At 37.8% G+C, this 25,256-nt stretch carries 26 protein-coding genes and 1 other annotated feature; of the genes, 1 reads left to right on the top strand and 25 read right to left on the bottom strand.

All coding sequences use genetic code 11. The features are described from left to right. Window positions 1-208: 208 nt before the first annotated feature. The 9 genes from HMPREF2893_RS01825 to HMPREF2893_RS01785 form a co-directional block, all read right to left on the bottom strand. Window positions 209-1,435 (bottom strand): ABC transporter permease, encoded by a 1,227-nt coding sequence (locus HMPREF2893_RS01825; RefSeq protein WP_070673919.1) that lies wholly within the window; start codon window positions 1,433-1,435, stop codon window positions 209-211. A gap of 139 nt (window positions 1,436-1,574) precedes the next feature. Continuing rightward, window positions 1,575-1,922 (bottom strand): hypothetical protein, encoded by a 348-nt coding sequence (locus HMPREF2893_RS01820; protein WP_261674165.1) that lies wholly within the window; start codon window positions 1,920-1,922, stop codon window positions 1,575-1,577. Between the two features lie 219 nt (window positions 1,923-2,141). Continuing rightward, window positions 2,142-2,573, bottom strand: a complete 432-nt coding sequence (locus tag HMPREF2893_RS01815; RefSeq protein WP_070673917.1) for a hypothetical protein — start codon at window positions 2,571-2,573, stop codon at window positions 2,142-2,144. 171 nt (window positions 2,574-2,744) lie between these two features. Beyond that, the gene (locus HMPREF2893_RS01810) at window positions 2,745-3,212 is read right to left on the bottom strand and encodes a deoxycytidylate deaminase (RefSeq protein WP_148131904.1); all 468 of its coding nucleotides are present in this window, start codon (window positions 3,210-3,212) and stop codon (window positions 2,745-2,747) included. Between the two features lie 103 nt (window positions 3,213-3,315). Next, window positions 3,316-3,675 carry a 50S ribosomal protein L20 gene (rplT, locus tag HMPREF2893_RS01805; RefSeq protein WP_000124834.1) on the bottom strand — a complete coding sequence of 120 codons (360 nt, stop codon included), beginning with the start codon at window positions 3,673-3,675 and terminating at the stop codon, window positions 3,316-3,318. A gap of 49 nt (window positions 3,676-3,724) precedes the next feature. After that, window positions 3,725-3,925, bottom strand: coding sequence for a 50S ribosomal protein L35 (rpmI, locus tag HMPREF2893_RS01800; protein ID WP_003003453.1), 201 nt, complete (start codon window positions 3,923-3,925; stop codon window positions 3,725-3,727). Between the two features lie 33 nt (window positions 3,926-3,958). Continuing rightward, on the bottom strand, window positions 3,959-4,489 hold the full coding sequence (infC, locus tag HMPREF2893_RS01795; protein ID WP_003003721.1) for a translation initiation factor IF-3: 531 nt from the start codon (window positions 4,487-4,489) through the stop codon (window positions 3,959-3,961). Window positions 4,490-4,505: 16 nt separating this feature from the next. Next, window positions 4,506-4,634, bottom strand: a sequence feature (ribosomal protein L20 leader region). A 23-nt stretch (window positions 4,635-4,657) separates the two neighbouring features. After that, a complete protein-coding gene (gene cmk, locus HMPREF2893_RS01790) occupies window positions 4,658-5,338 on the bottom strand; it encodes a (d)CMP kinase (RefSeq protein ID WP_070673915.1) in 681 nt (226 codons plus the stop codon). A 14-nt stretch (window positions 5,339-5,352) separates the two neighbouring features. Continuing rightward, window positions 5,353-5,808: an SAG1386/EF1546 family surface-associated protein gene (locus HMPREF2893_RS01785; RefSeq protein WP_070673914.1), complete on the bottom strand. Its 456-nt coding sequence runs from the start codon at window positions 5,806-5,808 to the stop codon at window positions 5,353-5,355. Between the two features lie 45 nt (window positions 5,809-5,853). On the opposite strand from HMPREF2893_RS01785, the gene HMPREF2893_RS01780 reads away from it, so the two are divergent. Continuing rightward, window positions 5,854-6,054 carry a ferredoxin gene (locus tag HMPREF2893_RS01780; RefSeq protein ID WP_070673913.1) on the top strand — a complete coding sequence of 67 codons (201 nt, stop codon included), beginning with the start codon at window positions 5,854-5,856 and terminating at the stop codon, window positions 6,052-6,054. Between the two features lie 9 nt (window positions 6,055-6,063). Here the strand turns inward: HMPREF2893_RS01780 and HMPREF2893_RS01775 are convergent, their stop codons facing one another. From HMPREF2893_RS01775 to HMPREF2893_RS01700, 16 genes are all read right to left on the bottom strand, one after another. Continuing rightward, window positions 6,064-6,540 carry an EbsA family protein gene (locus tag HMPREF2893_RS01775; protein ID WP_023917814.1) on the bottom strand — a complete coding sequence of 159 codons (477 nt, stop codon included), beginning with the start codon at window positions 6,538-6,540 and terminating at the stop codon, window positions 6,064-6,066. A 94-nt stretch (window positions 6,541-6,634) separates the two neighbouring features. After that, on the bottom strand, window positions 6,635-9,160 hold the full coding sequence (locus HMPREF2893_RS01770) for an LTA synthase family protein (protein ID WP_070673912.1): 2,526 nt from the start codon (window positions 9,158-9,160) through the stop codon (window positions 6,635-6,637). After that, the gene (locus HMPREF2893_RS01765) at window positions 9,160-10,908 is read right to left on the bottom strand and encodes a rhamnan synthesis F family protein (protein ID WP_070673911.1); all 1,749 of its coding nucleotides are present in this window, start codon (window positions 10,906-10,908) and stop codon (window positions 9,160-9,162) included. Before HMPREF2893_RS01765 ends, HMPREF2893_RS01770 begins: the two co-directional genes overlap by 1 nt. Window position 10,909: 1 nt before the next feature. Then, window positions 10,910-12,568, bottom strand: a complete 1,659-nt coding sequence (locus tag HMPREF2893_RS01760) for a glycosyltransferase family 4 protein (RefSeq protein ID WP_070673910.1) — start codon at window positions 12,566-12,568, stop codon at window positions 10,910-10,912. 17 nt (window positions 12,569-12,585) lie between these two features. Then, complete coding sequence (locus HMPREF2893_RS01755) at window positions 12,586-13,788, bottom strand: ABC transporter ATP-binding protein (protein WP_070673909.1); 1,203 nt, start codon at window positions 13,786-13,788, stop codon at window positions 12,586-12,588. Beyond that, on the bottom strand, window positions 13,788-14,594 hold the full coding sequence (locus HMPREF2893_RS01750; RefSeq protein ID WP_003003247.1) for an ABC transporter permease: 807 nt from the start codon (window positions 14,592-14,594) through the stop codon (window positions 13,788-13,790). The genes HMPREF2893_RS01755 and HMPREF2893_RS01750 overlap by 1 nt, the downstream gene beginning before the upstream one ends. After that, complete coding sequence (locus HMPREF2893_RS01745) at window positions 14,594-15,535, bottom strand: glycosyltransferase family 2 protein (protein ID WP_070673908.1); 942 nt, start codon at window positions 15,533-15,535, stop codon at window positions 14,594-14,596. Before HMPREF2893_RS01745 ends, HMPREF2893_RS01750 begins: the two co-directional genes overlap by 1 nt. Then, on the bottom strand, window positions 15,532-16,680 hold the full coding sequence (gene cps2T / locus HMPREF2893_RS01740) for a beta 1-4 rhamnosyltransferase Cps2T (protein ID WP_070673907.1): 1,149 nt from the start codon (window positions 16,678-16,680) through the stop codon (window positions 15,532-15,534). The genes HMPREF2893_RS01745 and cps2T overlap by 4 nt, the downstream gene beginning before the upstream one ends. Before the next feature lie 107 nt (window positions 16,681-16,787). Continuing rightward, a complete protein-coding gene (gene rfbD, locus HMPREF2893_RS01735; protein ID WP_070673906.1) occupies window positions 16,788-17,639 on the bottom strand; it encodes a dTDP-4-dehydrorhamnose reductase in 852 nt (283 codons plus the stop codon). A 65-nt stretch (window positions 17,640-17,704) separates the two neighbouring features. Continuing rightward, the gene (locus tag HMPREF2893_RS01730; protein ID WP_083312218.1) at window positions 17,705-19,606 is read right to left on the bottom strand and encodes a hypothetical protein; all 1,902 of its coding nucleotides are present in this window, start codon (window positions 19,604-19,606) and stop codon (window positions 17,705-17,707) included. After that, entirely contained in the window at window positions 19,603-20,532 is a 930-nt protein-coding gene (locus HMPREF2893_RS01725; protein ID WP_070673905.1) for a glycosyltransferase family 2 protein, read from the bottom strand. The genes HMPREF2893_RS01730 and HMPREF2893_RS01725 overlap by 4 nt, the downstream gene beginning before the upstream one ends. An 82-nt stretch (window positions 20,533-20,614) precedes the next feature. Beyond that, window positions 20,615-22,093 carry a DUF2142 domain-containing protein gene (locus tag HMPREF2893_RS01720; protein WP_070673904.1) on the bottom strand — a complete coding sequence of 493 codons (1,479 nt, stop codon included), beginning with the start codon at window positions 22,091-22,093 and terminating at the stop codon, window positions 20,615-20,617. A gap of 9 nt (window positions 22,094-22,102) precedes the next feature. Further along, window positions 22,103-22,885 carry a glycosyltransferase family 2 protein gene (locus tag HMPREF2893_RS01715; protein WP_070673903.1) on the bottom strand — a complete coding sequence of 261 codons (783 nt, stop codon included), beginning with the start codon at window positions 22,883-22,885 and terminating at the stop codon, window positions 22,103-22,105. Continuing rightward, the gene (locus tag HMPREF2893_RS01710; RefSeq protein WP_070673902.1) at window positions 22,875-24,158 is read right to left on the bottom strand and encodes a lipopolysaccharide biosynthesis protein; all 1,284 of its coding nucleotides are present in this window, start codon (window positions 24,156-24,158) and stop codon (window positions 22,875-22,877) included. Before HMPREF2893_RS01710 ends, HMPREF2893_RS01715 begins: the two co-directional genes overlap by 11 nt. Next, a complete protein-coding gene (locus HMPREF2893_RS01705) occupies window positions 24,148-24,477 on the bottom strand; it encodes a DUF2304 domain-containing protein (RefSeq protein ID WP_070673901.1) in 330 nt (109 codons plus the stop codon). Before HMPREF2893_RS01705 ends, HMPREF2893_RS01710 begins: the two co-directional genes overlap by 11 nt. A 1-nt stretch (window position 24,478) precedes the next feature. Then, the gene (locus tag HMPREF2893_RS01700) at window positions 24,479-25,213 is read right to left on the bottom strand and encodes a glycosyltransferase family 2 protein (RefSeq protein WP_070673900.1); all 735 of its coding nucleotides are present in this window, start codon (window positions 25,211-25,213) and stop codon (window positions 24,479-24,481) included. Window positions 25,214-25,256 lie beyond the last annotated feature (43 nt).

Raw genomic sequence — 25,256 nt, 5'->3', positions numbered from 1 at the left:
GTCCTCAAAGTTCCTAAAAAGTTCACAAAAATACCCCGTAGGGTATCTATCAATTGACGAGTTCAGCAGGCAAGATCTAGTACCCTCACACGGTGCTTTTTTTATCTTCAAAAATGGTAGGCGTCCGCGTACCAATGGGTACTCAAAAACCTACCATCTACTTAAATGATAACAGTTCTTTAAAAATTTTCAACCCTATCTACTTTACTCAGTCTCCATTTTTAAATAATATACCTCCAATAAATACCAGGACTCCTAAAACCAAGGATAAAATATTTGGACCTGTCCAATAAGGATCTAGCGTACCTATGATGGAAACAATAAATAAGACGGCTGATGTATTTAAGAGACCCACATTTCCATTCCTCATAGCTATGAAAAGGATGAAAGTCGCAATCATAAAACAAATATAATGGATGGCACCAATATATAAGATCAGTAGATACATGGGGTTTCCTAAAAATAAAGGAAAAATCATAATACCAAGGTGACAGACTGCTATTATAAGGGCGCTCCATAACCAAGACGAATGAAGAATGATCCTCTTTGGCGAATTTTCTTTATCATTGTTTGATTGTATATCAGCATTCAACAGATCGTTTACATCTATCTCTCCTTCTACTTGAGAGTCCGCCATCTCTAGTTTAGTGTCAATAGATGATAGATCTTGTACTTTCACTTTGGACTCCCAGCTAGCTGCAACTTTCTCAAGTAAACTAAAAACACGACAAGCAATATAAATCGATAAGAGAAGATAAAAGAGACCGTAAAAGCTTATACGAGTGATGAAAGAGTATACTATACCTATCTCAACAAGGGAAGATAAAATGAGCAAAAGAGAAAAGACTTTCTGAAGTTTATCACTTGTACTTGTGATCATAACATTAATCAGAAGTAAAAACATTAACTCCATTACACTGTATCGAAGTGTAAAAGCGTAAATATCACTCGTTCTATCCATACCAATCAATATAAATAGTGGAGAAATATTTGTAGAGGCAACAAATAGTACTAAATAAGCTATCGATGATTTCCAACCATCTTTACTTTTCCAATTGTTTAAAAGCTCCCTCATTTCTACATTCTTTATAAGCAACCAAATCCATATTAAACAAATGATATTTAGCACAAAGGAAATGTTCAGCAGATTTGTTGGGGAAAAAGGTGGTAAAAAAAACATCAGTAGTTGAGTAATTGAGAGGAGAAGAACAGCTATCAATCCTTCAACATTTAAACGTTGCTTCATGATTCTCCAAATTAACCAGCAAATAATCATTCCATTCCATATAGAAAAAATACTAGAGGCAGTGAACAGTGGTATATCTCCATTTAAATTTTGGGCATTATAGCTCTCTACTAGACTACTACCATAAGAAACAAGATAAAGAATTGCTTCAAGAATTAGCAGTATACCATACCATTTTTTTCTAGACATAGATTCTCCTCCACTTTCTAAGAAAAGTATTTAACGATTCATTTATTTAAATTATAACACAATTTGTAACCGTTTTCTTAGTGCGTTATCAGTACTAAATAAATAAAAAAGATAGGATTGAACATCCTACCTCCTATCATCACTCTTCATTTTTTAACAATACAGTTCCAATCAATACCAGCACTCCTACCACAAACGGTGGTATATGATTAATCACCCAATCCGGATCACCCGCAGCAATAAATGAAAAAACATAAATAGCTACTGCTATAAAAAGAGTTGCTTTATTGGCATTCACTATTCCATTCCAAAGCAGGATGGTTGCAATCACAAAGCTAATCATATGGATCCCCAAAAAGTACAAAAAGCCACCAGCCCACGCTCCCATTGAAAAGAGACCTAATAAAAGTAAAACTATATAAACAATGGCCAAGAACAAAGCAATAGAAAGGATTACAGAATTTCCAATTCTCTTCTCTGGCTTCATTTCATTGTTCGGAAAAAGACTTTCATCTGAAGCATATGCCTCATTTTCTTTATCTACTTCAGGATTTTTTTGTTGATCTGTTATAACTTTCTCCTAACATTTTTAGTTATTTTTTCAAATAATAGCGCTTAAAAATAGAGAGGAAGAACTGATTTAACTATCTCTTTGATCGACCCGAATACTTTTTATTGAGTAGAGTTGACCATACCCATTTTTTAATTAAGAGCTTTTCTCTTCTTCAACTAAGAGTGTTCCAATTAAAACCAGAATACCTAGCAGTAACGGAGCGATTCGAAAAATTTCCCAATCTAGTTCAAAACCCAAGATGATAGACAGCAGATAGAGTCCAACACTCGTATAGAGGAGGCTTTTATTCCCCTTCTTCATCCCTAGTCCAAGTAAAATGGTTCCAATAGCAACACCTAAGAAGTTTGGTGTTAGAAAAATCAACAACATGAAAAATCCCAAAATATTAAAGAAAAAGACAAACAACACAAGATAGATAATGGATAAGTAAAATGTCACTGAAAGAAGAATAGAATGTAAGCTATTTTCTTTTGGAGGATTCTGAACAGATACAGAATTGGGATAATCTTCACTGATCTTACTATGTTCTTTATTTTCCTCAAGATGTTTCTCTTGGTTTGTCATCACGTTCTCCTACCTTTCTTATATTTTTATGTTTTTCCGTTAACACCATTATACTTGATTCCATTATTCTTTTCATGATAGCCATCTATTCAATGCTATCTCTTAAACATTAATTTGGACAGGTTTTCAATTAGATTGCTAACATATCATGAAATAGACTGGAAGCCTTCCCTAAATAAAATCAGCCTCTGCAATAGCTCTTTTCACTTCTTCAATTGGTAAATTGACCAGTTCTACTTCTTTTTCACGGTAGAGGTATTCGGCATATTCATCGATGCGGTATTGATGGATATAAACGACCCGCTTGCAACCAACTTGAAGCAATTGCTTGGTACAATTGAGACAAGGAAAATGTGTCACATAAGCTGTAAAGCCTTTTGGAATTCCACGTTCAGCTCCTTGCAAAATAGCATTGATTTCCGCATGAATCGTCCGGACACAGTGTCCCTCGACCATGAGGCATCCATCCTCTAGACAATGATCTGTCCCAGAAACGGATCCATTATACCCGGTTGCAATGACCTTATTATCCTTTACCAGTACAGCCCCAACCTTAGCTCGATTACAGGTCGCTCGATTCGAAATCAGTAAGGCCTGTGCTGCAAAATATTCATCCCATGCTAGTCGATTGTGTGTCACCTTTATATCCTCCATCTCTCCTCATATCGGTTACGATTATTTTCATTATAGCATGAAATCAGCAAGAAAAAAAGACTGAGAAAATCATCTCAGCCTTATAAAATTATTTACCAAGTTTTGCTTTAGCTGCATCTGCAAGAGCTGTGAAAGCTGCTGCATCGTTAACAGCCAAGTCAGCAAGCATTTTACGGTTAACTTCGATCTCAGCCAATTTCAAACCATGCATCAATTGTGAGTATGAAAGTCCGTTCATACGAGCTGCCGCATTGATACGTGTGATCCACAATTTACGGAAGTCACGTTTCTTTTGACGACGGTCACGGTATGCATAGTAGTAAGAGTTCATTACTTGTTCTTTTGCAGTACGGAACAAGATGTGTTTAGCTCCATAGTAACCTTTAGCTAATTTAAGAATACGTTTACGACGTTTGCGTGATACAACGCCACCTTTAACACGTGCCATTTATATTTCCTCCAATATTTCCTAGAATTCTTTACTTACAAATACGCGATTATTTCAAGCGAGTAAGCATTGCTTTGATACGTTTGAAATCTCCTGCATGCACCATAGATGCTTTACGAAGATGACGACGTTGTTTCTTAGTTTTTCCGTGGAAACGGTGAGAAGTGTAAGCACGGAAACGTTTAAGTCCACCAGAACCTGTACGTTTGAAACGTTTAGCTGATGCGCGGTGTGTTTTTTGTTTTGGCATGATATTTTCTCCTTTTTTTAACTTTCTGACAGATTATTTCTTGTCAGTTGCTGGCGCCAATTGCATGAACATTTGACGTCCATCCATCTTAGCTCGTTGTTCGATGATCGCCACATCTTGTGTCGCTTCAGCGAAGTCGGCTAAAACTTTAGCACCAATCTCTTTGTGGGTAATCATACGACCCTTAAAGCGAATGGATACCTTCACTTTATTTCCTTTTTCAAGGAATTTGCGAGCATTGCGAAGTTTTGTATCGAAATCACCCTTGTCAATCACTGGGCTCAAACGAACTTCTTTCACGGTCACAACGCTTTGTTTTTTGCGTTGTTCTTTTTGCTTCTTCTGGTACTCAAATTTGAACTTACCGTAGTCCATAATTTTCGCAACAGGAGGTTTAGCTTGAGGTTGAATGAGAACCAAGTCAACATTAGCATCGTCCGCAAGTGCTTGCGCTTCGCTAAGTGGTTTGATACCCAATTGCTCACCTTCAAGACCGATTAAGCGAACTTCACGTACACGAATTTCATCATTGATGAATAAGTCTTGCTTTGCTATGGTTTTCACCTCTTTTTTATTATTCGAGAAAAACAAAGAACGGACCTGCAAAACAGGCCCGAACTACATGATGTATTTCATTTCTGAAACTTGATCCGTAGGGGCCAGGCAACTTGCGTCACAAGGCGAGAAGTTCTCACTTCTGCTTTTCTCAACTTTTATATGATATCAAGTTTTTTATTCTTTGTCAAGAAGTTTTTTTGCTTTTTCTTCAATAAATGCAACAACGTCTGCAATTCCAACACCCGTTGTGTCAAAATGAATGGCATCAGCTGCAGGTTTCAAAGGAGAAACGGTACGGTGGCTGTCCTTATAGTCACGCTCAGCGATTTCTTTTTTCAACAATTCAAGATCCGCTGTGATGCCCTTTTCAACATTTTCCTTATAACGACGTTCTGCCCGCTCCTCAACCGAAGCGACCAAAAAGATCTTCAACTCTGCATGTGGAAGGACGACCGTCCCAATATCGCGTCCATCCATAACGATGCCCCCCTCTGCTGCAATTTCTTGCTGTAGAGCGACAAGTTTTTCACGGACTGGCGCAAGCGCTGCAACCCATGAAACATTGTTGGTCACTTGGTTATCGCGAATTGGGTGGGTAATATCCACGTCTGCTACAAAGACAAGTTGCTCTCCTTCTTCCGATCGACCGAAACTAATTGGATACTGATCTAAAAGGGCTAAGAGGTCATCAACCTGTTCAGCTGTCAGATTATTTTGCAAAGCTAGATAAGTCGCCGCACGGTACATAGCTCCTGTGTCTAGATACGTATAGTCTAGATCCTTGGCAATGATCTTTGCAACTGTGGATTTTCCACTAGAAGCCGGTCCATCAATGGCAATTTGAATTTGTTTCATGTTGTCCTCAACTCCTACTGAATCTTAACGACATCACCAGGATTGGCATACCAAGATCCTGTAGACATGTGAGATGGATTTAATTGTTCCAATTGGGCAATGGAAATACCAGCACGCGCAGCAATCGCTGCTTCCCCTTCACCTGCTTGAACAGTGATCGTCCCTTCTTCAGCGTTCTCATCTTTTGAACTATCGTCTTTAGCCGCTTGGTCAGTTTGTGCTGCAGGGGCTGATGATTTCTGTTCAACCTTAGTCTCTCCATTGTAGAAACCAGACATTTGTTTTGATTTGTTGCTGCCACCTGTTGAAAGGAAAATCAACAAGCAGACCATCGCCACTACTACTACAAAGAAAATAATGGCTAAAATTGTCAATAGACGATCTGCCTTCATTCCGTTTAACTTACTCGTTCTTTTCAATGTTTCTTCTCCATCATCGTAAATATCTTCTTCCCATGGTTCTTTTGCCATGACTTCCTCCTTGTTTTTTCTCGTAAAAATCATTACAATAGAAGTATGAAAGTTACGTTAATTCCAGATCGTTGCATCGCTTGCGGTCTCTGTCAGACCTATTCTGAATTATTTGATTACCATGACAATGGCATCGTTAAATTCGCTTCTGAAGAGGACGACCTCCTTGAAAAGGAAGTTCCTGTCACAAACGATGTTCTCGACGCTATCAAAGAATGCCCCACTCATGCTCTCTTAAAAGATTAAGAGGGCTTTTTATTTGTTTGCATAATACATCTCGTAGTAATCCACATGGATGAAATTGTCCGTAAGGATTACTTCTCCCTTAAAATAAGGATTTAAGGCAAGTGCATTGATAAAATATTTCTTCGGCCATTTACGCATACAGAATGTCCGACTGCGCGAACCATCATTAAAAATGAGCTTGATCGATTTCTTATTTACTTCGACCTTTTCAATCGAGTCAATCTTCACCTTGATTGGAGTAAAAGGATTAGCTGTAATAATCCGCAAGATCCCATCCTCATAGATCGTGAAGTAACGATGGACCCCAATCGCGAGCAAGACCATAAATAAAAAGAACGAAAACAAAACTAGCGTTGGCACACTAGAGCTCTCATACATCAAGGCCAGTCCAATAAAGACCGGAATCACTGCAATGGACCAATAAGTCACAAGAATAGATAAGTCCGGTTGCCAATGATAATGGACCTTTCCAAATATCTTAATCATGAGCGTACCCCCATCTAATAGTTTAGCATAAAAAACAAAAAAAAGGGAGCCAGACAGCCAAAATCACAAAGATTTTTACCTGCTAGCACTCCTTTTAATTGGATTTGTTGGTTGGGACTTTAAAGAAGTCTTTAGAAAGGTAACCTTTCCCACTAATCAAGTCGTATTCAACCATTTTCAAATCCTCTGCAATTTCTTGTGCTTCTCCTTCCAAGGCCTTTTTATCGACACTTGCTTTTTTCAGTACTTCTGTCAACAAAGCATAGTAAGGCGAAACTTTTGAATTGGTCTGTTCAAAGACCATAGCAGAGAAATCACTTGAATTGACCAAAGGATAGTTCAATTTCGGTGCATCAAAATTACTCCAAATAAAGTAGTCTGTCTGATACTGACTCTCCGGATTATTCTTAAAGGCGGACTCAGGATAAAGACCTGGCAAATGATCCCCATAAAATACCACTGTAATCTTCTTATCTATTTTAGAAAGACTTTCCAGGAAGGATTGGGTGGCGGTGTCAGTTTGTGAAAGTAAACGACTGTAGAAAGTCAGTTTTGAATTTTCTTCATCACTAAACCCTTTACCTTTTGCATCCAAGGTTTCTGGATTTGCTTCTAACCATGGAGTATGATTTTGCATAGTCATCACAGAAAAGAATTGTCCGGTTTTGTCGTTTAAATTATCCAACACAATATTATAGGTGGATTCATCACTCGGACTAATTCCTTCTTTTCTGTACTTGATTCCCTTTGTATCCGTCGTAATAAAATCTTTGAAATCCAATCTCGAATACACGATATCCCGAGAATAATTCGATTTACCTGCCAAGTGAACAGCAATCTTATTCTTTTTTGAGTATGCATTACTGATAGACGGCACATCATGGATCTTAGGAAGAACTTCCGTATACAAGACAGATACAGTTTGTGATAAATTATAGAATGGTAAACCTGTAAGAGTCTGGAACTCCATATTTGCAGTTCCGCCACCATATCCATCCGATTGCATTTGCCCACTCGTGTGGGTCTTCATGATGTTCTCAATATTGGGAATCGGATTTTGCGTAAGCTCAACTCCCTCGACTTTTCTAGGATCAGAAAAACTTTCACTCAGAATATAAATGACCGTTTGATCGTTTAAGTAGTTACTTCTCTCCTTATTGATCGCATTCGACAAGTTGGTATATTTTTGGGCTATTTTCTCAAGACGTTCTTTGGAATAACCATCCGGTTTTGGAACAACCTCCGTCGTCAATTGATTCATCCAAACATAAGACAATCCTTTGTAACGAGCATTGGTCGTATTCCCTAGCCAATTAATATCTTGGTAATTGTTCAGGGTGCTAATAATTGGTACATTATCCTTGATCTTCCCGTTTTCTTTATCACTGAATATCCCATTGACACTCTTAAAGCATAAGAGCATCACTGCAATAGCTCCGATTTGTATTTTCCATGAAGAAATAATTCTTCCTTTAAAGAGGTACTTTTTCCCGACAATCAGTAGACAAACCAGAAAGACCACCAATAAAAAGATGTAAAATATTTGCGCTTTGTCCATAAAGCTCAAAAGCGTCATTGGCTTGGTTAACCAAGTTAAATCACTCGGTAAAACTGGTTCATTCCTCATGCCAAACTTGATGGAATTTGCAACTACAAAAGCAATGGAAACAATGGAAATGAGACAGGTAGCAATCCAATATTGATTGATACAAATGTAAACAAAGATAAGTATCGCTGTCAGAATGAGAATTTGAAATAAGATGGCATCTGGAATCGTGTAATGAACGCCTAAGAAGGGTTCTGTTCGACCTAAACTGAATTGGATAAAATAATTCAATACAATTGCAATAGTGGTACTAGAGAAGAACACTAAAGAGAAACTCGGCTTGTTCTTGACGAAATCTCGCTGCCCTTTTGTATACAAGAATCCAAGCAAGGAAATCAACGGAAATAGAAAGTATAAGAATTCATTTGTTAACCAAAATTGCTGAGCTGAGTATTTGCCAATTTCAAAAGCCTTATACAAAAAATTATCTGTCCGGTAAATCAGGGTCGAAAAGTTTTTGTCTGTTACGATAAAGGTGATCAAGAGTTGCGACAAGACCAGATACTGATAGTTCTCGCCAATCTCTTCTCCTCCTTTTTTCCGACTTGGTAGCTTATCATAATGCTGTCGCAATAGAACCAAACCACCTGTAGAAGCAAACAGAAAGAAAATGACAAGGAAGGAATCCGTTCTAAAGAATGGATTCTGATCAAAATTCCAAACCTTGTATTTTGGATTATTCAAATAAATCGTGATTTCTGTCAAATAAGAAAGGGTATTGTAGACCAAATAACTGACAATCAGTTTTAAAGGAAACCATTTTTTAAAATTGAACTGGGATAATATTGGAATTAATAGCAAGAAACTAATTCCAAATAGAATTCCTAAAAAATTAACATATTGTAGGACAGTTCCTGTTGCTTTGTTATGAACTGCAAGATTATTCTGAGCTAGGTAAAAATTAAAAAAAGAAAATAGAACGAAAGTAACCCCATAATACCATTGAGTTCTTGAAACTTTCGATAAAGCTGAGAGGATAAATTCTTTAAAATTAAACTCTTTTTTCCGTTTCATTATTTCACTTTCTTTATCATTCTTTTTAGTATATATTTCACAGCTCTTGCAGGCCCTATTACGATATACTTCAAGGCTCCTTTGATCCCCCCAATTTGATTAAAGTCCACAAAGGTATGCGGTTGGAGATCCTCACGATTGTTCAATTGCTTATTATCGATAAACGGTGTCAGAACATGTGGGTTTTGAGAGATTCTAAAGTCATATTTTTGATCCCAAGCAATGTAGATCAACAAGCGTTCAATCGCATGAAGGATTGAATTCTGTGGTAGAGGTTCTGCTGGAACATCTGCTGCTGTCAAATTCAAGTCAAAGAGTGGTTTCAAAGCATCGTATTTAAACCAAACAAAAGTCCCATAACTCATAACGAAGGTATTGAGATTTTTGAAGTCAATCGTCTTGGTCGCTCCCATCCGTTCCCAGAGCTTGTTCATCTCTGGTGAAATGAGGGCTTCATTCCAGGCAACCACTATTCGATTGTAACGGAAGAAGGTTGGAATATCTGCGATAGTGATTCCGACTTTTGGATTGGCTTCCATATTGGCTAGGATTTGATCAGCCGGTTTGACCAACATCTCGATCAATTCTTTGCGCCAAGATTCACCTGCCCAGAAATCTGCTTCTTTAGATTTCTTAGTATGGAAATGGCCAACATAATCATATTGAGAAAGTTGCTCTTTTAAGAGCAGCATTGGCAATACATCCCGTCCAATATTTCCAGTCACCACAACCGTCGCATCTTGTGCCCGATGAGAAAGAATTTTCTCAATATCCTGCTTCTTCTCTTCTACATCTGTCGTGATCCATAAGTCATAAGCGAAATGAAAGGTTTGAAAAGCATCTAGAAATTCTTCCAAGAGGTCCACATAAAAGACATGAAGATGAGCCGCAACTTTTTTACCGAACTCTCCAGCTAATTCCTGATTTTTCAAGTACTTACGAGACAAGAGATAAGGATAATCCGGACGATCGATCATAGACATGTGGTTGAGAATCAAGTCTAATGGGTAGTTCGATACACGCTCCAACTCGTCAAAAATATAAGGCATAATTCCTTCATTGTTTGCAATGGTTTTGACTTTGATGAAAGGAACCTTATGATTGAGAATCGCTGTAGGATTGTAGTAAGAAAAGTCTGGATAGAGCATCCCTGTGGTGTCTGCATGAATGGTATCAAAGACCGTCTTATAGCGAAAACCTGCATCCAAGAAATTCGTTGTGACCTTGGTTTCATAGTTATCAATCACATCTTGAACATTGGTGAAGTCCTGAACACCTTGCCAAAATTCACGGAAGGCACTTGATGTCAGCACCTGTTTTTTAAAACTAAGATAATAACTCTGAATATGCTCGTTAAAATCCTTGTCTTTCCGGTAATTGGTCATTCCCCAGAAATCCACTTCAGTATCATTTTCAAACCGCTGATAGATTGGTTCTAGATCCCAAAGAGGTCCAAAGCAGGTATCATTCATGAGGGTAACCGAATCAAAATGAGCCAGTTGGTCAAAGCCGACTGTCTTCATTCCATCCCGCCAAGCCGCAAAGTCAAAGCCACTATTTTGGCGCTCTAGAATATCGTCTACCAGATGCTGTGCTACTAAATTAGAGTTCACATCTTCTGGTAGTTGACTATTGGAGATAAAGACCACCCGTGAATACAAGGGGCGAATCTTTTCTAATTGGTAAAGTACATGCCCACTAATAAAATTAAACTTATTGTAGTGAACATATAAAAGTAAACGTTGCATATTATTTCCTTATTCTAAAGAATTTCAAGATCTTTGTTGGAATGGTCCAACGACGAGAATGGATGATGGAATTGTATTCATGAGATAATTTTTTATGATTCTCATATAAGTTGAATAGGTGTCTGCTAAATTCTTCGTCACTTTCTTTTTCATAGGAGAATTGAAATTGATTACCTGAACTATTCGAAAGATCAAACAGAATATGTGGATGGGTATTAAAGAAAACCAAAACATCCTCGAAATCAATTCCGTTTGAAGTTACAAGAGGAATTTCTCTTTGATCCTCCAATGCAATCAATGACAATTTTTTATAGGATCCCGGAAATTCTGAAAGTAATATTTTTAGACTCTTTTCCTTTTCAAGCTTGAAGATAATAGAGCCCTTATTTTCCAGTCTCTCTTTTGTTATTTCATGGTAAGCTGAGTGAAGTCCATCGTTAGAAGCTGAAATCACCACCTGAGATTTACCAATTACTTCGAGATCACGATTATTGAATTTCATCCCCAAAAATCGAGCATACTTAGAGGAAAGCTTTTGGTTACCAATTGGCGTTTCTACTTCGATGTAATCTTTAAAGACATCATAAATGGTCTCGAGATTGTATTTCTTTCGAGCGAGTTCTTGATCCAGTAATTGTTTTTCTTTATAGCTATCAAAATTCTCAATCACTGTAGCCATTTGTTGACTTAGCAGATCTCTATCTCCTAGTGGATATAAATTCCCAGATTCTAAAAATTTACTTGAAGACAAATGACCTAAATTATCGGAAATGATTGCCGGAACTCCATTGAGGACTGATTCCACAAATACTAAAGAAAATGTTTCTAATTTAGCAGGCAAGACGAGGATATCTTTATCTGTCACCAAGGACCATGGATCCGAGTGAAAACCAACAAACGTCACACGATCTAGATGATGCGTTTGAATATAGTCATCCATCAACTTTTTGTACTGCTCATCCCATCCTCCGATAAAAACCAGTTCGATACCTTTCCGATTTAAGTGATTATAGGCTGCAAGCAACTCAAGCTGATTTTTTCGTTCGTTAATCCCACCGATAGATACAAAGCGAGAAATAGTAGAATTCTTGAGAGGACGCTCTTGAACTTCTGTATAGGGGATAAACGGAATCAATTTATCAGTCGTAAAATAATTCGTTAGAGTGTGGTACAATTCCCCTTCTACTACAAAAATTTTATCAGACAAATCATCAATTAAGGGAATCAGGTCCTTATAATAACCGAACTCGCCAAAAGGAAATTCATGAATAATATAAAAATGTCTGACCCTTTCGCATGCTGCTGCCATAGCTCCCTGAAACACATTGACTGTATTCGAAATAACCAGTTCAATCTTTTCATTCCGGATAATTTCTCTTACTTCCTCAATATTCTTTTGTTGAGAAGCTTGGATTTCTAACTCTGAAATGTTCAGCATCTTAGACTCAGGCCACCACCACTGATTGGTTTTTAACTGAAATAATTTAATTCCAGTTGTATCCATATGACGGAGATAGTCTTTATCAATGTGTGGGGCATTATCCGGTATCACATTATAAACTTCGTGACCTTGCTGAACCAACAATTTCATTAGGTTCACAATCGATACTTCTGCTCCACTAAACATGGCTCCAACAGGAGAAACAAATAAAATTTTCATAGCCTACACCAAAGAAATTATTCCCACTTACCTTGACGAATTAACAATCCAGTAGAAGAATCCAACTCCGAACGATTTGTTCGATCCACAACCCGATCTATTGAAAAGACTGGAGGGTTCGTTGTCGACAATATTGCTAAGTTTTCTTGATTTTCATCTCTTAAAAATGCTACTAGTCTTAACTTCACATGATTAAAGTACGGCAACTTACATTTATAAGTGATTTTTTTAGGTCCGACACCAGATAATGGAATATCCATGGAATTATCGTTGTACAGTCCATTTCCAGTAGAAATATCAACAAATGAAAAGGCTATGTGAGGATTAACAGACTCATCTAATAGATTAAATGAAAACTCAATCACCACCTCATCATCAGGAGTTACTTTCTTAGGAGAAAGCAATCTAGCTGTAAAATCTTCAACTTCCGTTGTGACCAAGCCCTCATCTTCATCTCCATGATGATGTGAATTCGATTCCAAGTTGTCAAAACTATATTGATCAGAAACGTCAAAAGGATCACCAATGGCCTTCACCAAGCCATTTTCAATCAAAACAGCCTTGTTACAATATTTCTTGACGGCTCCCATATCATGGGTAACCAGAATCGTGGTTTTCCCTGATTTTTTCCGTTCTTGGAAGTAATCGTTACACTTGCGCTGGAAGGCCTCATCTCCTACTGCTAGGACCTCGTCCAAAATCAAGATATCGCCTTGGGCCTTAATGGCAACCGAAAAGGCTAGACGAACCTGCATGCCTGATGAGTAGTTCTTAAGCTTTTGGTTCATGAATTCATGCAACTCAGCAAAGTCTACGATATCATCATACATGGCATCAATTTCAGCTGTTGAGAAGCCCAACATGGCCCCGTTCATATAGACATTTTCACGACCAGTCAGTTCCGGGTTAAAGCCTACTCCAAGCTCAATAAAGGACACCAGTTTCCCATCTATAGTGACGGTTCCTTTTTCTGGCACATAGATTTCAGAAATGATTTTTAAAAGAGTCGATTTTCCAGAACCATTTCTTCCGAGGATCCCGAAAAAGTCTCCTTTTTCTACTTCAAAAGAAATATCCTTAAGAACATGTTGTTCTTTGTATCCTTTGATTCCTTTGAAGCGATTGACCAGGGCAGTTCGAAGGCTATTGGTTGCCTCTGTTGGCAACTTAAAGTACTTGCTGACATGGTCTACTTTTACTGCAATTTGTTTATCTGTCATTAGAGAATCTCCGCAAATTTCTTAGCATGTTTGTTAAAGTAAGCAAAGCCGGCAACAAAAATAAGAATTGGCAAGACATAAGGAATCAGAACCAAGAACTTATTTTCCACCAAAAGCCAGACAGGGGTGTTGGCCTTATCAATCAAGAAATAACGCATGTCTTGAATAATTTGAGCCAAAGGATTCATCATGACCAACTTAGCAGCCCATGGATTGCGGTCTGCAATAAAGGTAATCGGATAGATAATTGGCGTCGCATATAGGCCTGCTTGCAGGAGTACTTCCCATACTTGACCTAAGTCACGGAAACGAACAAAAAATGTCGCTAAGATCAGTGCGCATCCTGTCGCCATCAAGAATAACTCAAAGAACAACGGAATGACCATCAAGGCTGTCCAAGAGAATGTCACCCCATTGAAGAATGAAAAAATCAAGACCACTACAAGGTTAATAACAAAGTTGATGGCTGCTCCTGAAATCGCAGACAAGACAATGATGTGTTTGGAGAAGTTCAATTTTCGCAACAAGTCGCCTCGACTAACAATCGACACCATCCCCATAGATGTTGCTTCTGAGAAGAAGCCCCAGATTACATTGGCCAACAAGAGGGCAACTGGGAAATGGGGCACATCTCCACCCAAGCGTAAGAATCGGATGAAGACAATATACATGATCGTAAAAGTCATCAGGGGCTTTAAAATCGACCAAAGATAACCGATTGCTGATCCCTGGTAGCGTAATTTAAAGTCTGTTTTGATTAACTCTCGTAATAAAATTCGATTTTTCTGACTAAAAACGTCAAACATTATTTTTTACCTCGATATGCAAACTTTGTCAGAATCAAGCTGGTAAACACAACCGTATGAAAAGCCCGGTTCTTCCGGTAACCATACTGACGAATCCGTCTCAAACGTTCTTTTAGTGGAACATCCATAATGGTGACAAAGTTTTCAATGATTTCTTTAGTTTGTGAACTGACAGGCAGATCCAATAAATTTTTTGCTTGTTCTTGACTGGACTCGATGAGATTCCAATATTTAGCAAACAGAACATGAGGGCGAACCCAGTTTTTGACCCGTTTTCTAAGGGTACGAGCTCCCAGAACATTGCTACTGTGCTGACGGTACAATTCTGTCGGCTGATCGATATAGATGAGCTTCCCAAAGGCAGTTGCCAACAAGGCCAAGTACCAGTCATGCATAAGGAGGGCATGTTTTTCTTGACCCGTCCATAAGTCAGCCAGAGCGTGGTTAATCATGGCAACTCCGCCAGTTACCGTATTTTCCGTCAACTCTTGAATCAGTTCGGTATTGGCATGATCAGACTGGGTGCGAATCATACTCTCATGCTGCACATTCAAGTTTTCATCGACCACTTTTAAATCTGTGTAGACCAGCAAAGGCACTTCTTGAGGATGCTTCTCGGCTTCTGCTACCTGAAGAGCAATTTTTTCAGGAAGCCAGACATCATCTTGGTCACTGAAGCAATAAAGATCTGCTTTCTCATACTTCAAGAGGGCATGGAAGCTCTTGATAACACCGAGATTTTCGATAGCTCCTTGGTTGATAAAGCGAATGCGCTCATCCTGGGCCACCAACTCTTGAATGATCTCCACCGTACCATCTGTCGATCCATCATCTCGGATCAAGAGTTGCCAGTCTTGATAGGTCTGGTCTTGGATACTTTTGACCTGCTCTTTTAGATACTGTTCACCATTATAGGTGGACAACAAGATATTTACTTTCATGATAAGAATAATTCCTCGTACTCACCTACAATTTTTTCCCAGGTAAAGTTTTGTTTCATATTGGCCTTGGCACGTTGACCCCATTCAGATACATCTTCTAAAGAATCTACCTGGTCAATCAAATGCGCTAAATTCCCAGTTTCTTTAGTCCAATATTGAGCCGAATCCTTAGCGACCGTTTGGTTAAAGGAGACTCCTAAAACTAAATTCAGATCCGTCTGGGCAAGAGCCTCTAGGAGACCAGGATTGGTTCCGCCCACTTCATGACCATGGATATAGGCAAAGGCTTCTTTACGGATATATTTCAATAGGTCTTGATCATAGACCGTTCCTACAAACTTGACGCGTGGATCCTGATCAAATCCAGTCCGAGCTCGGAGCTCCTCAAAATAAGGATTGCCTTCCTGGTTACAAATGATCACCAAATCCCGCTTGGTAGAAGAGGCCATAAATTCACGAATGGCGGTCTCGTAATTGTTTTCTGGGACAAAACGACCCAAGATCAAGTAATAGTTCTTCTCCTGTGTCTGCCACTTGTGATAGAATTCTCGGGCCTTATTATCCTGACTATTTAGGCTAGTAGGAGATAAGTCCGTTCCGTAGGCAATATAGGTCGTCTTGGACCAAGGATAGGCTTCCTTGATATAGGACTCAATACCTGGGTTGTCTGAAATTACCAAGTCAGCGTGGCGTGTCATGATTTTTTCAGAATACTTGAGATAGGCTTGAATTGGTTTAGCCCACTTGGCCCGCTTCCACTCCAGTCCATCTGGATTGATATAGAATCGTCCACCCATCTTATGGATCTTACGCGCAAAAGGCGCCACAAAGGCTCCGATTGTATTGCCCAAGACGTAAAAAATCGGCTGTTCAATTCCTTGTTTCTTAATAAGCTTCAAGGCATAGTTGATGGCCATCATATCATAGGCGATGACACGCGCAGGCCCAAGCTTGGGAGCTTTAATCGTAAAACAATCGACACCCTTATAGTCAAAATGATAATAAGCTTGATCATTAGAAAGGCAGGCAACATGATATTGAATATCTGGAGACACTTGATGCGAAACCAATTGATCCACAAAAGTCTCAAAACCGCCATATTGAGCCGGAAGCCCACGACTTCCGATAATAAAAACATGTTGCATAGAGTTCCCTTTCAAATCATTCACAGTCTATTCAATTATACCATTTTCTAGGCTTTTTGCCTAATCCAAACAGAAAAGCGACCCTTGAGGGCCGCTTCTATTTGTTCTTATTTCACTTCTTGTTTGTAAAATTCTTTCAAAGCATCTTTCCAAGTTGGAATAACGAATCCTGTAGCCTTAGCCTTAGCCAAGCTCATCGTTGAGTTCAGTGGGCGTTTTGCCTTAGCTGGGAATTGGCTAGAATCCACTGGCTTCACTTCAACATCCGTATCTTTGAGGATCTCAACTGCAAAGTCATACCAAGTTGTATCTTCTGCTGCATCATTTGACAAGTGGTAATAACCATACTCCTTACGGTTTTCAGCCAAATAAGTCATGAACTCTGCAAGAGTACGTGTCCAGGTTGGACGACCATGTTGGTCATTAACGACTGTAAGTGTTTTGTGAGTCTTCGCAAGGTTTTGCATGGTGAAGACAAAGTTCTTACCGTAGTTCCCAAATACCCAAGCTGTACGGATGATATAGAAGTTAGATACATGCTTCTCAACCAATTCTTCCCCCATACGTTTGGTACGACCGTACTCTGTTTGAGGATCTGGTTGATCGTCTACTTCCCATTCTTGTCCCACTGGTTTTTTCCCATCAAAAACGTAGTCTGTTGAGATATAAACTAAGGTTGCACCATGTTTTTCAGACGCTTTTGCTACATTTTCCGTACCAGTCACGTTGATCGCATAGTCCAACTCTTTACCTTCATCTTCAGCAGCATCAACAGCTGTGTAGGCAGCACAGTGGTAGACTAGGGTTGGTTTCACTTCTGCGAATACCTCGTCTACTTTTTCTACATTTGTGATATCCATTTCAGCCACATCAACAGCCACATATTCTTCATTTCGTTCATCCAACAAATGGCGAAGTTCTGTTCCAAGCTGCCCATTTGCTCCTGTAATTAAAATCATGTTAAATTCCTTTCAAATGCTTTTTCTCTATCATTATAGCAAAAAAAGCAGAAGTTTTCTGCTTTTTAGGATGGGAATTGCTCCTTATTTTTTGAATACTTCTGTTTAAAAATGAAGAACACTAGTATCCAAGAGATCCATTCTATCATGAAACCAAGATACTGTATAAATGTCTTGTGATAAGAAACTTTGACATGACCAGAATTTCGAATAGATAAATAAATTTTACCATCATTTAAAACTTTTTCTGAGACAGTTGGTTTCCGATCTTTTTTATTTTCTTTTAATTCTGATTCGGTAAAAGCACGCTGTTTCAACACAGGTTGAGAACCTTCTGCACCCTTAGAATATTCTGCGCGATATCCTTTGTACCATATCATTGGTATAGAAATAGTTGTTTCTTTTTTATCATCAGGAACCTCTATATCGAATTCTAAAAGATTGTACCTCTTTTTAATAGTTGATATTTTTACATCCTTAGCTGTTTGAAATTCAGTAAATTGAGGCAAGCGTACATCTCGATTGTTAATATCAAGATTATAATATTCATCACCTACAGGATCAATATATTTTGATTTGTCCCCTCTATATACTGATTTCAGTAATTTTTCATTCTTTTTATTATCATCCCGCATCTGTTTATAGTTTTTTGAAGAGCTATCAAATTGAGGGACCACATGATTGAAATAGAAAGTTATACTCAAGAGGCATAAGACAATAGAGAAAAATCCATTTCTATTTGTAACAGCAAGAAAGAACAGGAACAAGAGGGGAATGAAAAACAATAGACGCCCTGAATACTGCATACTCCCTAAAAAACTGTATTTCAATATGGAATTCCATGGCAGAAGACTCGTTGCAGAGAAATATAAGATCCAACAAGTCCAAAATATGGTTTTACTTAAACTTCCTAGACGGCGATAGAATAAGATTACCATCATACTCGCATAGAATAGGCCATCTCGTACGAATTGATGGATCGGCCACTCTAATGGGGTGAAAGGTTTATAAAAACCATATCGATCTGCTTGAAATGGAAAAGGAACCAAAAAGGTATCTTTCACATTGACAGGAAAATTTCTCGCTGTCCATGTGAAGAAAAATTTTTGTGATGAAACCTGTTCCAGATATTGAAAAATGTATCCTGCCGACAAACATAAGGCAAACAAGATAGAAAATACAAAAGAGATAATCTTTTCAAGTGTGATCCTTTTATAATTTAAACATAAAAATACCGCAGAAAAAATTGCTAATATGATTGTTGATAAAATATGGGTTTGAATTAAAAGTGCTACTACAATCCCCAAATAGAGAGGGTTCTTTTTGTTTAAGTAGAGCACTCGATAAATAGAATAAATAAGAATTGGGACAAGTGGCACTACCATGGTCATTCCAAAACCAAATGAGGTGTAATAACAAGGAATGGTCAAGGCCACTACTATACCAGTCACCTTATTTTTTACTATTTTTGAAACAACAATATAACTTGTTAGGCTTGTACCAAGAATGATCAAAAATGCAAATATAGAATAAGCAAGATTTCCATCGTTGGTCATCATATAAACGATGGCTGACGGATAAAACTGCCAATTTCCATAAAACATAGGAGAAGCATATCCCGTACCGAATGCAAATAAAAAATTCAGATTGGGGAGTAAATCCCAATGCTCAATGGACTCTGCTAAGCCTACAATGCGGGATAAATGAAAGACATAGTCATATGAGCGACTTTGAAAATTGATCAGATTGAAAGATACAAATGTAAAAATGAGCGCATAGGAAGTTAGTAATAGGTAGACCAACTTATTGCTGATTTGGTTGAAAACATCTATAAGCCGGTCAATATAACTGCGGATCCCTTTTACCATATCCAACTGATTGATCTTATCGAGGAGCCGATCCATTCCCTCGTAAAATCTATCTATCTTTTGCTTAGCAGCAAGACTCATACTTAGGATATTCTTCATTCTTCACTTTTCTCTTTGATAACATAGATTGGACGTTTCTTTGTTTCCATGAAGATCTTACCAATATATTTCCCTAAAATCCCGATGGTCAATAATTGGAACCCTCCCAGGAAAAGAATCACTGTCATAAGGGATGGCCAACCTGAAGTAGGATCCCCAAAGACCAAGGTGCGGATTACAATCAAAATCATCATGATAAAAGCCAAAATCCAAGATAACAGCCCACCAATAAAAGCAATGTTTAATGGAGCATCCGAGAAATTGACAATCCCTTCAATCGAGTACTTAAAGAGGGACCAAAAATTCCAAGATGTCTCTCCTGCCACGCGCTCTACATTTTTATATTCGAGGTATTCTGTCTCAAATCCTACCCAAGCAAAAATCCCTTTTGAAAAACGATTGTACTCCGATAACTCCATAATAGCATCAACCATGGGACGGCGCATCAAACGGAAATCACGCGCCCCGTCAACCATTTCCACTTGGCTAATATGATTGATCAATTTATAAAACATCCGTGCAAAGAAAGAGCGAATCGGTGGTTCCCCATCACGGGTTACGCGTCTCGTTCCGACACAGTCTAGATCTGGTTGTTCCTCCAACTTCTGCTTCATTTCGATCAATAATTCCGGAGGATCCTGCAGATCCACATCCATGACGGTTACAAATTCACCACTAGCACGCTCAAGTCCAGCATACAGCGCCGCCTCTTTCCCGAAATTTCGAGAAAAAGAAAGGTAGTGCACATTTGAATCTGTAACATGTAGCTTTCGAAGAACGGATAGTGTACCATCTGAAGAGCCATCATTTATAAAAATATATTCAAACTTTTCTCCCATCTTCATCCGAACGCGTTCCATTTCTCGATAAAACAATGGAATTGATTCTTCTTCGTTAAAACATGGGACTACAACTGATATGGTCATCTCTTACTCCTTGACTTATTCACTTTCTATTGTAACAAAAAACTAGGGTTTCCCCTAGTAATAACTTATTTTAGTCTTTTAATTAAACTGCAGCATATAAAACAGAGATGGTTTGTAGTAAAGTTAGAGATAAAATAATGAGACTACTTTGTACTACAAAATGATCAGAGAACTTTTGTTCATCTGGAACTCTTTGCTTAAATAAACTACAAATAACTGGTAGACAAAGAGCAACAACACCTAAGTAATATCGGCCTTGAACTCCTAAAACTTCAAAATTTCCAACTGGTGTCCAGGTCAGATACAAAGTCAAAGAAATTAAACCAACAATTGCAAGAGAAACCAAACTTGCTCCTACTACTGATACTTTAGGAAGTTTGATTTTCCCAATATTTGAAAAAGTAATCAAAGTATAAAGAGCATAAATTGGAATAAGGACTTCTGACATCGACAAATCTAACCAACCAAAGGTGTAGAGTTGATTCAAATGACTGACTGATAATAGCATCTCCTTCAAAATCACTGGAAGATACCAATGAGGTTTCGAAATGATACTAATCACCTGAGACTTCGCATCCGCTCCATCTAGTTTAAAGTTCTCAATTCGAACTTGCTGGGTAAGAACATACCAAAAAATCGTAAATAGAAAGACTGCAGCAATCAAAGCAAGAGAAATGAGATAGTAGTTTTTACATTGCGTTTTCTTTTTCGGTATAAATAGCAATAATCCTACAAGCAAGACATAAGGAAGCTTCATTGTTACAAGGATCACGCAAAGGAAAGCATAAAGCAATAAATCCTTAATTTTAACCACTTTTTCATCATCCGTTACATAGTTCAAAAACAATCCAATAATGATGTAGGTTAAACCTAAGGCTACACTATCTTGATTATAAGAAGCAGCTAGAACAAGATTCATTGGAAACATCGCTACCATTGTCATCAACTGCTTCGCTTTCCCACTTAATTTAATAGCAATGAGAGCTAAAATACAGTAAGCAATGACATTAAAAATTCGACCAAGATAATAGGAGATTCCTACACTCAAATTCAAAAATTTTCCAATCCCAAATCCAAGAGCCTGAGGGATATAACCAATAAACCAATATGAGTTGGTTGCCCTGTAATCTGTTTCTTTCCCAAACTTCACTTGTTTGGTCGTCTGCCCTTCTTCAAATAAAGAAGATTTGGTAAATGGTTTTTTGAAATTCTTATAAATATCAAAGTAATCTTCCGTAATATGGATGTTTTTATTTCCCATATTGACGTTTCCTTCCACAATATGAATCGTTCTTGAAAGGTGAACTTGTTCATCTGGCGTATTCAAAACGGGTGTAATAAAAGCAAAGGACAGACCACCAATGAGCATCGCAAGGAAGGTCCCAACATTCTTCTTCGGTAAAAGAAAAATGAAAAAAGCCAATACAACAAATAACGCTACACCAATTTTAGGAAAATCTACTAAGCGCTTTGTATAAATCACTGCAATACAAAAGGCCAAAACTGCGAAAGCTACTAAATACTTTTTATTTCGCTCATAACTATCAACAAAATATCCCATCAGTTTCTCCTACTTATTCGAATTTTGACTCTTCACATATTGTCTCATCAACAACTTGGCCATCCATTTAGGCCAGAAGAGTTCATACATGTATAGATCTTCTTTACTACGCGTATTGTCTGCAATGGTTTTTGATGTTTCAGACTCTTCATGGATACGGTGGCACATGAGCTTGTCAGATACATAAGCGAAACGACCTTTATACTCGCTGATCTTATACCATGCGTACCAATCCAAACTCACTCTCATCCCTTCATCAAAATAGAAATTCTTCAAATTTTCACGATTATAGGTGACAGCTGGACAACAAATCGGATTCCCAAAAGCCATCACACGGTTTCGCCAAAAGTGACTAGCAGGAAAAAGATTCATAGTTTTTAACATCAAGGATTTGATCTTCAGATTTGTATTCGCAGGAATTTTATGGCCATCTTTTTCTTCAAAATAATCAGAATACCCAATTAACACATCTTGATTTTTTTCCATCTTAGCCAAAACTTTCTCAGCATAGTCTGGCTCATAATAATCATCCTGATGGGCGATGGTAGCATACTTCGTCTCTACAAAAGACATGGCATTGTTCCAATCCTTACCAATCCCACCACCTTGCTTGGTGTAAAATGGGATAGCATAACGCTGACAAAGTTCCTTGATCGAATCCAGTGGTGTTGAACTGTAACAGATAATCTGTGATTGGAGAGTTTGATTCTTCAAGGATTGAATACAAGCTTCCAAGTATTCGCTCTCACCATAAGCACAAATCACCCAAGTATGTTGTTGATTAACGAGCATAGCCCTTCCTTTCTATTTTTCTTGCAATAAAATAAGCAAGTAAACTTCCACTAAAATAAACAGACATCACGATGAAAAAGCTTAAAGACGCACCTAGAAGTCCCATTTTTTGTACCAAATCATTATTTGTCAATTTGGAAGCTATAAACATGAATAAATACACAGGCAATAGATACGTTTGTTTTCGAATAACCGTCATGACATCCCCAAAAACAATCCCAATAGAATACAGAATTCCAGAAAAAACAAGGATGGCTAGGGTAGTACTATGCTGGTTTAAAGGTAAACCAAAAACAAGACTTAATATCGGCGTCCCGATCAAATAAGCTAGCACAGTTAATACCAAGCCGACACCCAAAACAATGACAAACATCTTCGCAATGATGGCATCAAATTTTTTCAATTCTTTATTCTTCCATAAGATCGCTAATTGCGTTGTTAAGGGTCTAAGAATTAAAATAAAGAGACTCATAAAAAACACAGGCATAAACAAAATATTAAAGTCCCGTTGTGTCCCTGCAATAAAGTGTCCCAGTCTAATTTCAGAGTCAATCGCGATTCTAGGCTCATTGAAAATATAAGCTAGTAAAAATCCACTAATGAAGAGAGGAATACAATTCTTTAAAATAGTGATCGCATCAAATAGGTCTCTTTTGAGATTTTTTACTGAGAAATCAATTGTTTCAAATTCTTTTGATTTTACATAATCATAACAAAATACAAAGATAAAGTTTAAAACAACTAAGTAAAGCAATGATTGTGTTAATGACTTTGTAATAAGCAAAAATGCCAACAAAAGAATCGTGCTGAAAGAATAACGAATGGTCATTGATTTGCCAGCGATATCTAATCGTTCGTGACGTTGAAACAATCCTTGGAAAAGATCTGAAATTGCCTCACACATACGAAATAGAACGTACAAGCCAATAATCGCAATTTTTGAACTCTCATGTAGATCAATTCCTGAAACAAAAAGGTAAGGAAAAAAGATCGCCATCATGAGTAGGAAAGAGAGACATCTGGCAATACTGTAACTGGTAAAGGAGTGTCTAAAGAGAACATCTGTCCCTTGGTAGCTTCGAACTTGAAACATGCCTACTACTACTAGAATCGCAGCAATCCCATAGGCAAGACTAAAAGAATCTGCTTCCATTGGCGAGGTCATGCGTGTAACGATCAATGTAAATAGTACAGATGATCCAGCAAATGCCAAGTTCCCTAACAGATTCCAAAAATACACCTTCTCCGTTGAAACAGGTTGATTATTCTTCATGCTCTTTTACCTGTAATGCAATCTTCTGAGACAATTGTCGAATTTGAACGGATTGTTTTGAGGTAATCCGAGTTAAAGAGAAGTTTAAATAGACAAGTAAACAGAATCCTAAGAAAAAGATTAGATTGCTTGGAACTTGAATTCCTAACATTTTTGATACCTGTCCAATCAAATTAGGAAACCAAATGACTGGCAACGAGACGATACAAAGAATAAGCCAAGAGATGACATTTCTCATTTCAACAAGCTTCTTTGCAACCAGTCGTAGAATATAAAGCATAAAAACAATTACAATAATGGTCAACCAAATATTTAGCATTTTATTTCTTATATCCTCCACCAATTCTAGCCAATAACATTGCCATAGTCACTTTAATCATATAGTAAACAGATTTGCTTAATGTGATAGATGATTCCCCGTGCTCTCGTTCGTTCATTAATACAGGCACTTCTGCAACTGAATATCCTGAGGTTAACAGGGACACAATCGTCTCTGGTTCTGGATAATCACTTGGATATTGCTTGGCGAATTCCTCAATTACTTTTCGGTCAGCAACTCGTAAACCAGAAGTTGGATCTGTTACCTTTTGACCCGTCAAAACCTTGATTAATTTTTCAAAAAATGAAATTCCAATCCGTCGCGCGAAGGAGGATTGGAAACCTTGATTTTCAATGAAACGAGAGCCAATCACCATGTTCACATTCTTCTCTTGAAGGACTTGAAGCATCTTTCTGATAAATTCAGGATTATGCTGGCCATCTCCATCCACTTGAACAGCATATTGATAGCCATTTTTAACTGCATATTGATAACCAGTCTGAACAGCACCACCAATTCCTAAATTAATCGGTAAATCGATAACGTTAAAGTTGTTATTGCGACAAATTTCAAGTGTATGATCTGTAGAACAATCATTGATAATGACATAATCAAATTCAGGTGTATGTTCTTCAATCATCTTGATTGTTTTTTCAATATTTCCACTCTCATTATAAGCAGGAATAATGATCAGTAATTCTGAATTTCTCAATCCTATGTTTTCCCTTCTAAGCATATCACTTCATTATACAATAATCAGTGCATATTTTCTACTTTAT

Origin of the sequence: Streptococcus sp. HMSC072C09, assembly GCF_001813105.1 — a bacterium.
Taxonomy (GTDB): domain Bacteria; phylum Bacillota; class Bacilli; order Lactobacillales; family Streptococcaceae; genus Streptococcus.
The sequence above is the reverse complement of the archived record's forward strand: the minus strand, read 5'-3'. Positions and strand labels throughout refer to the sequence as shown.